This is a genomic window from Pedobacter sp. T50_32 (assembly GCF_057652195.1).
Genome location: NZ_JBYFBY010000003.1, coordinates 400316 through 416105, shown reverse-complemented (window position 1 = coordinate 416105; position 15790 = coordinate 400316). Strand labels below are relative to the sequence as shown.

Genomic DNA, 15790 nt, shown 5'->3' with positions numbered 1-15790 from the left:
GTGGCAGGCAATTACTGCGTTGCCACTTCTCCAGGTCTCGTACTTTGTGATCCAGTTTCATTTGCCTTGTTGAACAGCTTTGTAGTTTCAGCCTGCTGTGAATGAATAGGAGACATCGAGTTCTTCGCAAAATCTTTAATTACATCGCTTTGTAAATGCGCTGCTTCTTTAAATAACGTTGTAAAAGATGCCTGCAACATCTGCATTTTTTGCAGCACTTGCTGATCTAATGTTGGCGAACCCAATTGTTTAATCGCATCTAGCTCTTTTCGTTGAGCATCAGAGACATTTCGCTCTAAAGTTAAGCCTTTCCCTTTGGCAATGCTTTCAATGTCTGTAAGCATTTTTTGGTAGCCGGGTGTGATTTTTTTTGCGAAGTTACGTAAAGCCTCATCCTTGCTTTTGGCAGCAGCTGTAGCAAGTTCAATAGTGTATAGGCTTTGTGAGTAAGCAGAAATGATGAATGCTTTTTCGCCGCCATCCATGTTGATATCGGCTGTGTTTACCTGTGCCTTGGTCGTTACATCAATATTAGAATCTACTTCTTCGGCAGCGGTGTCGCGATGTTCTCTTTCTGACGGATTTGTGCAAGAGGCGGCAAGCATTATAGCTGCTGTTGCGCCTAAAACCATTATTTTATTTAGCTTAATCATAATTGTTATAGTTGATATGTTTTCATATAACCATTTTCTGTTCAATTTGATTGCGGAATTTTTAAAATTCTTATGCTTTGTTAAATATTCATGATGTTGATATTTGTGACAAGTTTGCCCCTGCGGTATAGATTGCTTCGTCGCTGCGCTTCTCGCAATGACGAAAATAGTAGCGTCATTGCGAACAGAAGACTTGGGTTAGGCAAGGCGTGAAGCAATCTTTCTAGTTTTTTAACCTAGCTGAACCTCAATTTCCCCACTGCTCGGTAAAAATTTATCAAATGTTCAAACAATTATTTATCAAACACTATTAATGAGGTATGAAACATCACAGCTTTTTTAATCGCTTAAACAATAAATTTTGGTACTTCTGCACGGCCTTGTTGGTTGCTACAATTGTACTTCCAGCTTGTAAGAAAAGTCAATCCGAATTAGGAAAACTAGCATTCAGTATAGCTAAGAATAAAGTTTTCAAAGAGATAGACGAAGAAACTTTTGCAGAACGTTTAAAAGCAGCTAGCGCAGAACAAGCGAACTCCTTTAGAAATCCTAAGTTTATGCAGGCTTTTTACGAAAAGCATGAATATAATCCAGTTTTGTTATCGAAAATTTTAAAGGAAAAGCAATTAGATAGCATCATTGCTGTGTTTAATAATGCAGAAATGCATGGGCTGTCGCCTGAAATATTCAGGACAGCCCAGCTACAAGCGCTTAATGAAGAGTTAAAAGATAAAAGTAAGGTTAAAACCGTTGACGAAGCTTATCAATTGCTAACTAAATTGGAACTTTCATTAGCTAACGCGATTAGTGATTACAGTAATGCAATGCAATTTGGTATAATCAGTCCGAGGAAAATTTACGCACAATACTACACAGAAACCAAACGACCAGACGAAAAGAGCTTTGTTAATTCGCTTGAAGCAGATGATGTAAAAATGTTTTTAGATAGCGTGCAGCCAAACGATAAGCAGTATGTAGCAATGCAGCAGGCTTTGCAGCAGCAATCTAAACTTACGGGTATTGCAGCCGAGGAAATGCAAAGAATTTTAATGGTGAATTTAGAGCGTTTACGTTGGCAGAATAAGCCCGCAGGTGATAAATATGTTTGGGTAAACATTCCCGATTTTTCTTTAGATGTGATGGAAAAAGGAAAGTCAACTTTACGCATGAAAGTTTGTGTAGGCGAGGGCAGAAATCAAGATTATAAAGACAAATTGGTAGAATATGATGAAACTGGTGTAAAAAAAGACCGACCATTTAATAGGGAAACACCACAATTGAATAGTATTATCCATAGTGTGCAAGTAAATCCGGTATGGAATATTCCGGAAAGTATCGCAAGTAATGAAATCACTAAATATGCGGCTGCAGATCCGCATTATTTAGCTAATAATGCGATTGATGTTTATCAGAACGGAAAAATGATCGACGATCCAGAAACGATAGATTGGTCGGAACCTGGAGCAGGGAAAAAATACAGCTTTAAACAACGTCCTGGAGAAGATAATTCTTTAGGTAAAATCAAATTTCTGTTCAATAACCAAAGTGCTGTTTACTTACATGATACGCCTCATAAGGCAGCATTTAACAGACAGGTGCGAGCTGTAAGTCACGGTTGTGTTAGAGTAGAAGATCCATTAGCATTAGCACAAGCGTTATTTGGCAGCGGATCTACATTCGACGGTATTAAAAAAGCAATGCAAGACGGACAGCCACAAGCAAAAGACATCGGACTAAAAAACAAAGTGCCAGTGTATTTAAGTTATGTTACCTGTTGGCAAGATGCAGCTGGAAAATTACAATACCGTAAAGATGTTTATGGTTTAGATATTGTATTGTACACACATTTAAAGCGTTTGATAGATTAAGCTCTTTTAGCAGAGCTTAATCCATATGTGTAGTTTGAATATCGTTAGCAAAATTTGCTGCTAAAGTTTCATTCAAGTATTTTGAATGGTAATCATTCTGCGATTTGTTAATAAAGAGTACTGTTTTGTCTTCAATAGTATTGATGACTTTATCTGCTAACTCCGGAGCAACTGCGGGACAACCTTGACTACGACCTAAACGTCCTAGCGCTTTAATGGTTCCATTACTTACATAAGCTGCGCCGTGTACTACGATAGAACGACTTCTCGCATTTGAGTTAAAGCCTTCATCCATACCATCTAGTTTAAGCGACTTGCCATGAATTCCTCGGTAAATTTCTCCAGTAACATAAAAGCCTAAACTACTAGAGAATGAGTTATTGATGTTGGAAAAGTTCGTAGCTTCATCAGCACCACTGTTTTGTCCATGCGCCACCCAAGTGTTCAGTAACAACTGTTTTTTGTTTAAATCGATGATGTACAGTCTTTTTTGAGTACTTAACTGATCAAAATCGGCTATGCTCAAAATTTGTTTTGATGAAGATGTTTGGCCAGCCTGTTTAAGGTTGTAGAAGCCAGTTAAAGCTTTCTCAAATACAGGTAACGACAATCCAGCTTCCTTTAAATGAAGATCTGTATAAAGATTATTGATGTGTTGGTTGTAAATGCTGTCGGTTGACAAAGGAGCTGTTCTTGTAGCTCTTTCAATCTCTAAAGAAGTACTTGGTTTACGAGCCGACACTAGTAAAAAAACAAGTACAAATCCCAATACGCCTACTCCAAAAAGGTTCTTTCTCACAATTCTCACAATTAAAGGTTAGGTACGTATTTATCTATAAGCTCTGATTTTGATTATGGTACAAATGTAGGATGATTATTCTTTGTTTGTTTAATCTGTTTTTTATTCTTGCGATGAAATGACAATTCTATTTTAGATTGATTAATAGTGTTTTTATGCTTTAATTAGTGCTTTATGGATTGGTTTGTAAAGAATGTATGTTGGTCTAAAAGTAGGATTTTTATAGATGTTGAGCAAAAAAAAAAACGCTCCGCAAATATATTTGCGGAGCGTGTATTATTAAGGTATATAATTACTATTTGCCTACATCTGTAGCTTTATCAATGATAAAAGTTAAAGCAGTTCTATGTGCTTTAGTTTGCTCATCTGTACTACTTGCAGTAGCTAATTGACCTTTGATTTTATTCAAGGTAGCTAATGCAGCAGCTTTACTAGCATTGTCGTAACCTCTTGGAGCTTCCACAATTGCAGCAGCAGCTTTAACATATTCCGTTTGTAAATTCTGACGGAACAAGTTAACATTGCTTTTTAGATCTGCAGTGAAGATATCATCTGTTAAATCGTTCATTACGCTAGCAACAGAATAAGTATTGCCATACAAACCGCTATTACTAATTCTGGTTAAAGTAGTTGGGTGTAACAACTGCGCTAAAGTGCTTAACTGTAACGATAAGAATGTAGACTGTGGTTTAACATCCTCATTATTGCCAAAGAAACCAAAACCTCTACGTTGTATTTGAAGGTAAGGGAATATCGCTTTGTCAGCATCAAAAGCATTTGGAGCAAAAACATAAGTGCTTAACAACGCCAAAGCTTTCTTTTGGTACGCCTCAGGTACTGGTGTAAATGGTGCTGTAGTAGTTTGTTGGCCTACAAAGCTACGATCTACATACACACCGCCAATGTAACGGCTCAATGCAGCAGCCATGCTAGCACGTTGTCCATTTAATTGGTAGTATTTGCTGCGTAATTCGTGGTAACTTTGGTTTGGTCTGCTAAATCTATCTTTCAACTTAGGGATCATGCTATTGATCAATTTGAAACGATCTTCGCCATAAGCTACCATATCGTTAGTTTGATCATTCACATTTACTCTTGGGTCGATACCGCCACCTGGACTACGCATATCGTCTGCATCGTTACCAAATGCCAATTGCGGATCAGTACTTCTAGCTAAGATTTTGTTTAAGCCAGCTTCTTCGTCTTTCTCGCTGAAAGGAGTGTAGCCATATTCGATAGCCCATAAATCGTAAGGGCCTGCTTTTGTAGTGTAGTAATCGCCTTGTTTGCTACGGTCGCTGCTGATGTTGATAGCAGGATAATCCATTACCGAACCTTGCAAACCAATTTTACGCGTTAGGGCTTTATCATTCATCTGTGCAGGACTTAACATTTGGCTAGCCTTCATGTTGTGGTTTAAGCCAAGGGTATGACCCATTTCGTGCATAATTAAATAGTATAAGAATTGCTTGTGCATCTCTTTTAACGTTGCAGCTCTGGTAGCTTCATTAACATCAGCATCTAAAACTTCGATAGCCGCTAAACCTGTTTGGTACTGCATGCTCAACTCTTGAGCTAACGAACAGAATGAAGTATGGTTTTTACCATAATGTTGGTGACCACCTTGTGTTGCTGCCAATGCTTGCTCTGGATTTTCCCAAGGCAAGTTCATCGCCATTGAAGGACCGCCATTATACAAGTCATCTTGTACTGCTGTTCCAGCACCAGATTTCCACTCAACAGTAATATCAGCGCCTAAAATTTGGCCTGTTAATGGATTGTAAAAGCTTGGACCAATTGCACCGTAAGAAGGGTAGGCTGAAGATACCCAGCGAATTACGTTATAAGAAATATCTGAAGGATCCCAAGTAGCATTATCTGGCATTTGTTTCATTACCACTGCATTTTTGAAACCTGCTTTTTCAAAAGCTTCGTTCCATTTCTCACCTGCTTCTTTAATGATAGAACGGTATTCTAGTGGTGTTGTATTCTCAATCCAAAACACAATTGGCTCTACAGGCTCACTTAATTTAGCATTAGGATTTTTCTTTTTCAAGTTCCAACGACTAATAAAGTCTTTGTATGGTGTAGCACCTACAGAAGTTAAATTATCAACTTCGGCACCAAAATAACCTACTCTTGGGTCATCTCTACGTGGTCTGAAATCGTTTTGAGGAACTTCAAGGAAAGAGTGTTGCATTTTCACGCGAACATATCTAGCATCTGTAATATCTTTACCGCCACCGTTTAATGGCATTGGATTGTCGTAAGCTAGGTCTACCACAACATCCGTATTTCCATCAAATGATTTTACTGTTTGATATTTAGATTTAGCAGTACTTAACATACCTAAATTAAACATTGCACCTGGAGGCATTCCCGGAGGCGTTACAGGTTTTACTGGATCAAGTTTATCGCTTAAGAACAAACCATCAACAGAAATTAAGTAGCCATCTGCATCTTTTGCACTAAATTTATCAGCATAGAAAACGGCATCAGAAACATCTACGTTAGCAGCTTTGCTTACCGGGTTTGCCGGATCATAATAAAATGCTGTGTTTTTCTCTAAAAACTCGATTTTATCGTCAACTTGCTTAATTTGAAACAATTTTGTGCTTCTGATCATGTTCTGGTTAAGGAACAATCTAGTTGGACCGCCCATCGAAAAACTTTGATAAATGTAGTCTTTCCCTAATTGATCTTTTTTAACGTACAACTGTAGACTTCCGGTAACGGTGTCTCGGTACAACGTAAATAAACCATCAATTTTCTTGCTCGATTTGGTTTTGTCGGCAACTGTTGGTTTTGGTGGGGTTGGGGGAGTGGTAGGTGCCACTTTTTTAGTGGTGTCTGCTGGTTTTTCTGGCTTTTTTGTCTCCTGTGCATTGGCACTAAGCGCAAAAAGAGCGGCAGCAGGAATTAACCATAAACGCTTCTTCATTTTTAAGTTAGTTAGCTTTTTATTGAATTGATTTTGATGGATTTTTTAATCCATTCTATTTTTTAGCAAGATAAGGAATTTGAAAGAATTTTGAAATGAAATTAGCAATTGAATTTCATCGAATTATTAAAAGACTGTTTTGAATATTTCAGCTTTTTTTGCTTACTAAAAGGATTAAATAAAAATATCCAACTTATAGATGGCAGGAAACACAAGTATTCCTTTTAGTTTTAGCTAGTGAGGCAGTGTGAACCAGAAAGTACTACCTTTTCCGATCTCGCTATCTACGCCAATTTTACCGCCATGCTTTTCGATAATTTCTGCCGAGATGTACAAGCCCAAGCCTAAGCCAGATGAGTAAGCGCTAATATTTTCAGCTTGATAGTAACGCTCAAAAATATGCTTCGCCTTTTCTTTCGGAATGCCTGGGCCACTATCTTTTACGGAAATTTCTACACCTTCAGGCAAATTTCTTAACTCAACGACAATTTCCTTCGAATCTGGAGCATACTTAACCGCATTGTTCACCAAATTAACTAAAACCTGTTCTACTAGTTGCAGATCTGCTTCAATTTCTAGATTTAAATCACCTTTAAGCACTAATTCATGTTTGCCTAGCATATTTACTTCACTACAACAATCCTTAATTACGTCGTGGATTTTAAATTTAGTTTTATTGATAGGGAAGCGACCTTGGCTAATGCGGTTAACATTGAGTAAGGTGCCAATTAGATTGCTTAGTTTGGTTAAACTCCTATTCGCTTGCTCTACTAATTTGCGAGAATTTTCTTCACTCAATCTGCCCTGCATTTTTTCTAGCAGTTGTAAAGATCCTTTCAGTGCAGTAACCGGAGTTTTTAACTCGTGACTTGCTACGTTTATGAAATCTTCCTTTTGTTGCAGCACTTTTCGTCTTTTGGTAACGTCTGTAAAAGATATAATTCCACCAGTTACTTCACCTAATTCGTTTAGTAATGGTGCTGCATTAATAGAAATATACTGTTTTTCTCCAGAAGGTTTCGCTATGGCCACTTCTTGGTCGTATACTGGTAGCTTAGTGCTAAGGACTACAAACAAAGGATGTTCTTCTTTTGGAAGTAAGGATCCATCTAAACGCTCATTGGTCCACTTTTCATCATTATAATGGCGATTTTTTAAGTCGTTTTGAGATACTCCCATAATTTCCTGCGCCATGGCATTGGCATAAGTCACTTTTCCGTTTTCGTTGGTAATCATCACTCCTTCAGCCATGGTATCCAAAATACTTTATAGTCGCTGTTCGTTAAGCTCTAACTTTTTCCTGGCCAATACTTGTTCGGTTACGTCTACTGCAACGTCCATTACGCCAATAATTTCTCCATCATTAATTAGTGGCCTATAGCTAAAATTGAAATATCGTGTTTGTACTATTCCATTTCTTTTGATGGGAACCGGTTGTTCGCTACCTTCAAGTGTTTTTCCTGTATTAAAAACTTCAAAAAGCATATTAACAGCTGGGGCACCTTCAATCTCAGGAAGACCTTTAAGTAATGGTTTTCCAATGATGTCCTTATCCTTGTCTAATATCTCTAGCATAGATTCGTTTGCTAAATCTATCACCATGTGTGGCCCTCTAAACACAAGCATCGCTACAGGCGCTTTTTCAACTAGGCGTTTAAAATCTGTTTCCGATTCTTGCAAGCGATTGTTGAGCCTGCTAATATCTTTATTGATATGTCGAAGCTCTAAATTAGCCGCCTGCATATCATCGCCTGTTTTTCTTAAATCGGCAATTAATTGGTCTTCACGTTGTTGTTTTTCCGTCAGTTGGCCCATTGCTAACACTCTTGAACTAACGTCGCGAGCAGTATGTACTATGGCGAACACCTTTTCATATTCGTCTTTGATAGCTCTGTATTCGAAATCGAAGAATGAAGTTTTTAATTTACCATCAATTTTTAAGGTTGCCGGAGTATCTGTGGCAGTATAAGTTTGTCCGGTTAGCCATACGTTTTTTAATATCGAGGCAAAAGGTTGTCCCTTAGTTTCTGGAAGCGCCAATTCAAACGTTTTTCCAACTACGGTTTGGTTTTTACCCCAAATTTGTAACATACCTTCACTAACAAAGCTGATACGTAGATCTTCGCTGTCATAGATGGCTATTGCGTCCATAGACTGTGCAAGAATTGCTAAATGAAGTTGTTGGGAAAGCATAAGTCCTTTAAACCATAAAGCTACTTAATTTTTAACAAAACGATAGCTAGCGGTTTAATTAGTTAAGGCCTTATTTTCTAAAGCTTTATCATCCAAACATTAATGTCGTCCGCAGTGGGAATACTCAATTTCTTTCTTATTCTGTGTTTTTTTCCCTCTACAGCTCTCACCGAAGCTCCTGTATACCTGGCTATTTCCTTTGTGTAAAAGCCAAGGCGAAGTTGCGCACATATTGACAAGTCTGAAGTTGCTAATGTGGGGCATATTTCCATTAGCTTTTGTATAAAAACTGGATGTAGTTCCTTAAACTTTATCAAAAATATGGGATCATTGGCCATTGCCAGAGAAATTACCTCTCTTAAATCTTTGTCATTAATCTTATCGGCTATGGCTTCTGCCTTAAATTTTCCTAGTTTTTCGTAAAGTTTTTCCTGTTCCAGCTTATGCTGTTCTACTGTTTTCTGGTGTTTTTTATTCAGGTACAGTAGGATATAGATGAGGACAATCAGTAGCAAAATGAAACCGCCTATAGTTGCGATATAGTACTTGCTTTTATGATTTTGTTTTTGCGCTTCTTCAGCGATAATGATGTCAGAAGAGGCTTTTGTCGCATTTTTTCCAATATACGATAAGCTATCTGCCATTCTACTATACATTTTTAAATAGGCAACAGATTTTCCCGTATCACCTAATAATCCATAAACGGTAGAGAGTTTATGATAGCTGTCTTTAATATTTCCTGTATTTTCTATTTTAGCAGCTAAGGCAGAAGCCTTTGTGTAGTAATAAAGTGCTGTATCTAAATTTTCCTCTTTTAAATAGATGTCTCCCAAGCCGTTAAAAGCAGGAAATGCAAACTTTTCGAGATGATGTAGTTTGGCTGTTTGTAGCGATTTCTGAAAGTATTGCTTAGCAGAATCTAATTTGCCAACTTTCAAATAAATGCTGCCTATGGCACTTTCTTGTATAACGGCTCCCGTTTTTATTACGCCACCTCCAATAATTTTAGATTGTATTTCGTAAGCCTTCCTTCGATAAAATAGAATGGAATCAAAATTTGCATTGTCACTTGTTTCGAAAGTATTTGATAAAATCATGTAAATCTTTGCCAAGTTGTTGTAGCGGGGGTTGTCATCCACTATTTTTTGCGCATGTCGTTTAGCTTCATTAAGATTTAATCTGCTTTTTTCGATGAAATATAAGCTATTGTAACTATTAGCCTGCAAGGCATAAAATTGAGAAGTTCTCACATCATTTTTACAGTTCAATATATACGCTTTCCATTTTTGAAGCAGTCGAAGTGCTTCGTCAAATCTATCGCTGTTATGCAAGTTTCCAGCTCTCAACAAAATTCCATCTGCTACGCCTAGTCGGTAGTTTATTGCATTAGATTCTGTAATAAGCTGAGTGATGATTATTTCACTAGAATCGACATTTGTTGACAGTTTTGCTAATACGATTAAACTATCGATTTTTCGATTATCAATTTGAGCATAGCTCGAAGTTATGAAACAGCATAGCAATATGCATTTCAGTAATGTATACATTTTCATAGGTAGGGGCGATGTTTGTTAAAATGCTTGCATTTAACAAAAGCAAAAATAATTCACAGCAGTTGAAAATTGATTGTTTAACGAATTAATTTGTTTGTTCATAATTCTTTGATTGTCAGTGTTTTGATGCGAAGTGAGTAGAAGTGGGTAGGAGCGTGTGTATGATAAGGACATTTAGATACTGACAGATTTCTAAATGATGTTTAAAGCAGAGATGATACTCGATTAAAGGTAGATTCACTTGAATTTACACTGTTTAAAGCTATTTTAAAGGGTGAGTAGAAGCGAGTATTTAAAGTTTCTTCATAGCTCTGTTTTTCTATTTTCCTTTGTATCAATTAATGACGATTTAGTTTTAATTAACGACTAAGCAGAATGGACAAAATTTTATTAACAGCCCGCTATGTTGAAGGTGATTTAAGTGAAAGTGAATATGGTGAATTTGAAAACATCATCAAGCATGATAAGGAATTGCAACAGTATTTGGAACACTATAAGATTATCAATCGCAGTTTAGATATGCAGTTGATGGGTGCACTAGCGTCTCCGATCAAAAATGAAAATCCTACATCGCCTGTAAACCAAAATGTGTCAACAAAAAAGGTAGGTAATATTGCTCGTGTGTTTATAGTTGGCGCAGTGATAGCATTGGCAGTGGTAATTGGTGTGCTCTCCTTTTCAAAGAGATATAATCATTATGAACAATTTAAAATTACTGATAGTGAAATGATTGCTGCATTAGGTAGATCTTCATATAGTGGTTTTAATGAAGCAGCAACACACGTAAGTAATGGGGAATACTACGAAGCGAAACAGATTATCGAAAAATCCTATTTAAAAAATCCAGATGACCATAGTTTAGCAAATCATTATGCCGCAATATTAATTGCTAGCGACTGCCTGGAGACAAGTAAAGAAGTATTGTATCCAGTTTTAAATGGAACTAATGCTACCGACAAATATGAGGCGGCGTATATGATTGCACTGAGTTTCTTAAAGGAAGGGAATAGGAAGGCTTGCAAACAATGGCTTTCTACAATACCATTCGGTAGCGATAGATATACGCAAGCTAATCATTTGGCAAGTAAATTAATTGCAGGTGTTTGATAAGACTATACTTGCATCATCCATACATTGATATCTTCTGTGGCTGGGATATTTAATTTTTTTCTGATCCGGTACTTTTTACCTTCTACTGCTCTTACTGTAGTTTTGGTATATCTAGCAATTTCTTTTGTGTAAAAGCCCAAGCGAAGTTGAGCGCAAATAAGTAGGTCTGTTGTTACTAAACTAGGTGCACGCTCCATCAATTTTTGAATAAATACAGAATGATGTTCTTGAAATTTGATTAAAAAGGCTGGATCGTTTGCCATAGCTAAGCCAATAATGTCTTTTAGCACTTGGTCATCAACCTTATCTGATGATGTCTTCTCTTTTAACTGCGCAAGTCGCTGATACAAATGCTCTTGTTTTTCTTTGTGTACGGCAACAGTTTTCTTATGCTTTTTTCTTAGTTCTAAAAGCAAAAGGCTAACAGCAACTACAGCAATAATGGCTGCAAGAATTACTAGTAAGTAATAGGTGGTGGTCTTTTTAAAAAACGTCTCTTTTTCTTTTAAAATAAAATCTGAGGAAATTTTTACCGCTTTCTTGTTTGCGGTTGCTAAACTATCGGCAATGTGGCTATGCTTTTTTAGGTATTCGTAAGAATTATTCCTATCGCCCTTTTTCTCATAAACTAATGCTATTTTTTGATAAGAATCTTTAACTACACTTAAGTACTTCGTTTTTAGGGAGATTACTAATGCTTTTTGGTAATAAATCAATGCGCTATCTAGCTCATTCTTATTAAGGTAGACGTCTCCAATTCCTAAGTTTGTATCTCCGATATACTTAAAGAGTTTGTTTTCTTTGATGATTGGAATAGCTTTTTGGAAGTAATGTTTTGCAGAGTCTAGTTTATTCTTAAGTATGTAAATTCTGCCTATATCATTTAGTTGTATAACCACCAATGATTTAGCGTCGCCTTTTAATTTGCTGTTTTTCATTAAATTATAAGATTTCATCCTATAAAACAATGCAGAGTCTAAATGACCAGTTAATGTTCCTTGTAGTTTGTAAATGAGTGCATTAATTCCATAAATGCGACCCAAACTATTATTTCTCTTGTCTTTGTCCTCTATTTTATCGGCATATTTTTTGGCCTGTTCTAAGCATTGCAAACTCTTTTCGAAAAAAGACAATCGGCAGTAAGCATTACCCCTTAATGCAAACAAATGCGCTATTTTGACATTGTCTTTCGTCGCTAAAATGAGTGGTTCTGCTTCTATAGTGGTGCGAATTGCTTCTTCAAACTTGCCATGGTTATGAAGGTTCATACCAGTACTAATCATTGCAGTGGTTAAGCCGTCTTCGTATTTAATTGCTTTAGACATCTTAATCACCTCGTTGAGGATAAGCCTGCTTGAATCGAAATCAGTTGTTTGTTTGGCGAGAATATTTAAGCTGTCAATCTTTTTTGGAATAATTTGAGCCTGTCCCAAACCTATCTGGAAAATAACGCAGAATAAAACAAGTTTTAGGCGTAATTTCATATTTGTCTGGAATATTATCAAATATAATCATCATCAAGTTACAAAATAACTTCTAAATTATAAAAATGTAATTTTAAAAGATATTACTTTATTGAGATGTTGGTCTGTAGAAAATCTATTTTTTATTTGATAATAGGTTGTTTTTGTCCTGTCTTAATTTTTGTTAAGAAAAAAGTGTTATATCTTAATTCAGAAGTTTAGAGCTTGGGATGAATAAGCAATATGAGTTTTAACCTTGGTGATCATATTTAGGTTTAAACCATTTAGGTATTAAAAAATGTGAAATATAACTTGAATTGAAAAAATGAAATGCCATATAAACATCATTTGCGGAAATTCAATCTGATTAGATGATAGCACAGGAAGCATCTAAACATAACTAACTGAAGACGCAAAACGATATTTTAGCGATTGTTCTCGATTTCCTGAAACTGCAATTTGAACTGTTTTTGTTCCAGACCATAATTTGCACCGTTATCTTTTGCCGATAATGAGATTATTCAAATATCGTCAAATGTAAATGATAGCACTTTATGGCCAGTGGCTAGTTGTCTATCTCCCTAATTGCTTTTTCAAGCACTTCGTCTTTACCTTTTTTAATACCATCAATGGTCGGATTAACTACTATGTCTGGTACAATACCTACCCGCTGGGTGTCTTTTCCATCTGGATAATAAACACCAATTCCTGAAATCATAGTGCTAAGTCCACCTGGTAGGCTAATGTTAGAAACATTACCATCTGCGCCTGCAGTAGTGCTGCCAATAATTAAAGAGTTTTTTACTGCCCTAAAAGCCATTGCCGTATATTCCGATTGACTTTGGGAACTTTCATTTACCAAAACCACAAGTTTCCCCTGATAACGGTTCCTGTCGCTAGTGATTTTTGGCCCATCTCTAAATATAAATTCGCCAGGATGATCTGGGTTTCCGAAGCTGAATTTTACAAAAGACGTTGGCTCGGTTACAAAATACCCCCCTAAAGAAAAGGGAACAAAAGTAGTTGGATAGTTACGGATATCGATAATAATGCCTTTGGTGTTTTTAAATAGTTTCTTGATTTCGGGAATATCTTCATTCTTGATGTTGCCCAAGGTTAAATAACCTATATTTCCATCAAGCAATTTATAGCACTTTTCATTTTTGTCTACTTTCCAACGATAAATGTTCAGTTGCTTCATTTCATAAGTAGGTACTTCAAATTGTAGTTTCTTTGTCGCTGAAATATAAGCTAAGTGAACTGTATTCCCTGTAGTACGTAATAGATTGGCAGAAATGTCTCTTAACATTGCTGCACTATTAGAGGCAGGGTAGTAGGGTTTCAGACTATCAACAAGCGAAGTAACTGATTTTCCATTGATATGTGTAATGACATCTCCAACTTTTAATTTAGCAGCTTCGGAAAACTCTGGATTAAAGTAATCAGTTACTACCAATTGATCTTCAACAAAGGCAACTTTAAAAGGAGCATAGCGGCTTCCACGTAATTCTGCAATTTTGTTGCCCCCTCCCCAAAGATTGGCGTGAGTATCATTCACTTCGCCAATGAGTTGCAGCGCCGCAAGTTCGTAGGCAAGCTCATCTTTGGGATTAATAAATTTAGCTACATAATCTCTAAGTACTGTATCCCATTTTTTATCGGTTAGATGTTTATTAGGAAAAAAATAGTTGATCATGTTCCAGTAGCGATACAACGATAATAGCCTGAAGCCCGCATCTGGGTAAGGTATATCCGCGTAAGCACTTTCATTCGTAAAACTAGGATTGCCTATGCCTTGGTGCATACCAATATAGTATTGTTTGCCCTGGTGCCTATTCTCATAAATATTCATCAGCGATTTTTTTAATTCGATCGACAGGTCAGAAGCTCCAATCCACGTCAGGTCTGGCTTTAATATGGCATTGCTTGCCACGGGTTTGCAGGATTTACAAGTTGGAACTTCACCATATTTAGCAATCCAATTGGTTAACACTTTGTCACGTTGTAGTTTGTCTTTAACCTTAGCGTACTCGGGCAACAATCTAAACAGTTCATAGTCCCAGTTGTAATTACCTTTGGCAATCGCCGGATGATGATATTTCATTAATCCCCAGATTTTACCCAATAACTCTAAATTATCAAGTTGGGTCTGGTCTAAGTTGCTAAGAGTGATATTAGAGCCCTTATCAAAAGCTTTGTCTGTTTGTGCTGGTAACACTTCTTTAACACGGATTTTTAGTTTTGGATCATCCAGTTCCATTCCGTCGATAGTTACTTTCAGATCGTCTACCCACATTTTTCCGTGCCCCGCTAACAGTGCGCCTATAACAATCTGCTCGGTGGCGTTAGGGTTTAGGTTAAGGTTGATCTCGCAGGCGGTCCAATCTTGGGTTCCGGTAATTCCTCTTTTAGCCATGTTGTCAAAACCAACATTTGGATCAATCCTTACCCAAAGTCCGGCGTAACCTTGGCTCACATTCTCCGTTTTGATATATCCTGTTAACCGTATAGACTTTCCTTCATAATTGGCTGGAAGGTTAATGGATATTGCTCTAAAATCAGTCTTGGTCCCTTTATTTTCAATCATAGCAGAAAACTTACCACTCTTCCGATGTATAGAGTCGGCAGAAACCAAATAGTCTTTATCTCCATAACCCGTCCATTTAGAAGGATATCCTTTGTAAACTTGTTCAAAATCTAAATTTAGCTTTTCACTAGTTTTACTTGGGTTGTTCTGAGAGCAGGCGTTTAAAACGTAAAACGCGAATAGTAGGGTTAGGGCAAATCTATTCATGGGAATTTAATTTTTGTTGATTGGCTTTGATTGCTTTTAATCCGTAGATGATTGCTACTAATTGTAAGAGTAGTTGAATGATAAACGCAGTATAGAAAAAAGGAAATCGATCCAATACACTAAAATAGTATAGCAAATGATATAGGTTATAAGTAGTTAAGGCGATGAATAGATAGGTGCCCCATCTTTTCTTATTTTTTGTCAGTAGGGCACAACTAATATAAACCGTGGCATATAAAATTAGATTGAAGAAAAAAGATATTCTAAAATTACTGGTATGGATGGCAGTATTAATTATATAGATCGCAAGGGCAGCCATTATCAGGTAATAACTGATGAGTTGGTTTTGATTTATTGTTTCTTGAGGCATAGCGTTAAAATGACGGTCTCCAAATATAGGGGTTTTGTTCAATTGC

General features: G+C 36.7%; 10 protein-coding genes. 2 read left to right on the top strand and 8 right to left on the bottom strand.

Going from position 1 to position 15790, the window contains the following annotated elements:
• Positions 1–11: 11 nt before the first annotated feature.
• Positions 12–653, bottom strand: coding sequence for a DUF4142 domain-containing protein (locus AC23ME_RS12420; RefSeq protein WP_487728086.1), 642 nt, complete (start codon positions 651–653; stop codon positions 12–14).
• Positions 654–973: 320 nt separating this feature from the next.
• Here AC23ME_RS12420 and AC23ME_RS12415 point away from each other — a divergent pair, with 320 nt between their 5' ends.
• The gene (locus AC23ME_RS12415) at positions 974–2521 is read left to right on the top strand and encodes a L,D-transpeptidase family protein (protein WP_487728085.1); all 1548 of its coding nucleotides are present in this window, start codon (positions 974–976) and stop codon (positions 2519–2521) included.
• A gap of 16 nt (positions 2522–2537) precedes the next feature.
• Here the strand turns inward: AC23ME_RS12415 and AC23ME_RS12410 are convergent, their stop codons facing one another.
• The 5 genes from AC23ME_RS12410 to AC23ME_RS12390 all read right to left on the bottom strand — a co-directional run bounded on the left by AC23ME_RS12410 (position 2538) and on the right by AC23ME_RS12390 (position 10007).
• Positions 2538–3320: a murein L,D-transpeptidase catalytic domain family protein gene (locus AC23ME_RS12410; RefSeq protein WP_487728084.1), complete on the bottom strand. Its 783-nt coding sequence runs from the start codon at positions 3318–3320 to the stop codon at positions 2538–2540.
• Positions 3321–3615: 295 nt separating this feature from the next.
• On the bottom strand, positions 3616–6261 hold the full coding sequence (locus tag AC23ME_RS12405) for a zinc-dependent metalloprotease (protein ID WP_487728083.1): 2646 nt from the start codon (positions 6259–6261) through the stop codon (positions 3616–3618).
• Between the two features lie 234 nt (positions 6262–6495).
• On the bottom strand, positions 6496–7521 hold the full coding sequence (locus tag AC23ME_RS12400) for a sensor histidine kinase (RefSeq protein ID WP_487728082.1): 1026 nt from the start codon (positions 7519–7521) through the stop codon (positions 6496–6498).
• A 6-nt stretch (positions 7522–7527) separates the two neighbouring features.
• Positions 7528–8454, bottom strand: coding sequence for a PAS domain-containing protein (locus tag AC23ME_RS12395; RefSeq protein WP_487728081.1), 927 nt, complete (start codon positions 8452–8454; stop codon positions 7528–7530).
• Positions 8455–8531: 77 nt separating this feature from the next.
• Positions 8532–10007 carry a tetratricopeptide repeat protein gene (locus tag AC23ME_RS12390; protein ID WP_487728080.1) on the bottom strand — a complete coding sequence of 492 codons (1476 nt, stop codon included), beginning with the start codon at positions 10005–10007 and terminating at the stop codon, positions 8532–8534.
• Between the two features lie 375 nt (positions 10008–10382).
• Here AC23ME_RS12390 and AC23ME_RS12385 point away from each other — a divergent pair, with 375 nt between their 5' ends.
• The gene (locus AC23ME_RS12385) at positions 10383–11114 is read left to right on the top strand and encodes a hypothetical protein (RefSeq protein ID WP_487728079.1); all 732 of its coding nucleotides are present in this window, start codon (positions 10383–10385) and stop codon (positions 11112–11114) included.
• A 5-nt stretch (positions 11115–11119) separates the two neighbouring features.
• Here AC23ME_RS12385 and AC23ME_RS12380 read toward each other — a convergent pair whose 3' ends face one another.
• Together AC23ME_RS12380 and AC23ME_RS12375 are read right to left on the bottom strand one after the other, a co-directional pair.
• Positions 11120–12601: a tetratricopeptide repeat protein gene (locus tag AC23ME_RS12380; RefSeq protein ID WP_487728078.1), complete on the bottom strand. Its 1482-nt coding sequence runs from the start codon at positions 12599–12601 to the stop codon at positions 11120–11122.
• 544 nt (positions 12602–13145) lie between these two features.
• Positions 13146–15374 carry a S41 family peptidase gene (locus AC23ME_RS12375; RefSeq protein ID WP_487728077.1) on the bottom strand — a complete coding sequence of 743 codons (2229 nt, stop codon included), beginning with the start codon at positions 15372–15374 and terminating at the stop codon, positions 13146–13148.
• Positions 15375–15790: the final 416 nt, after the last annotated feature.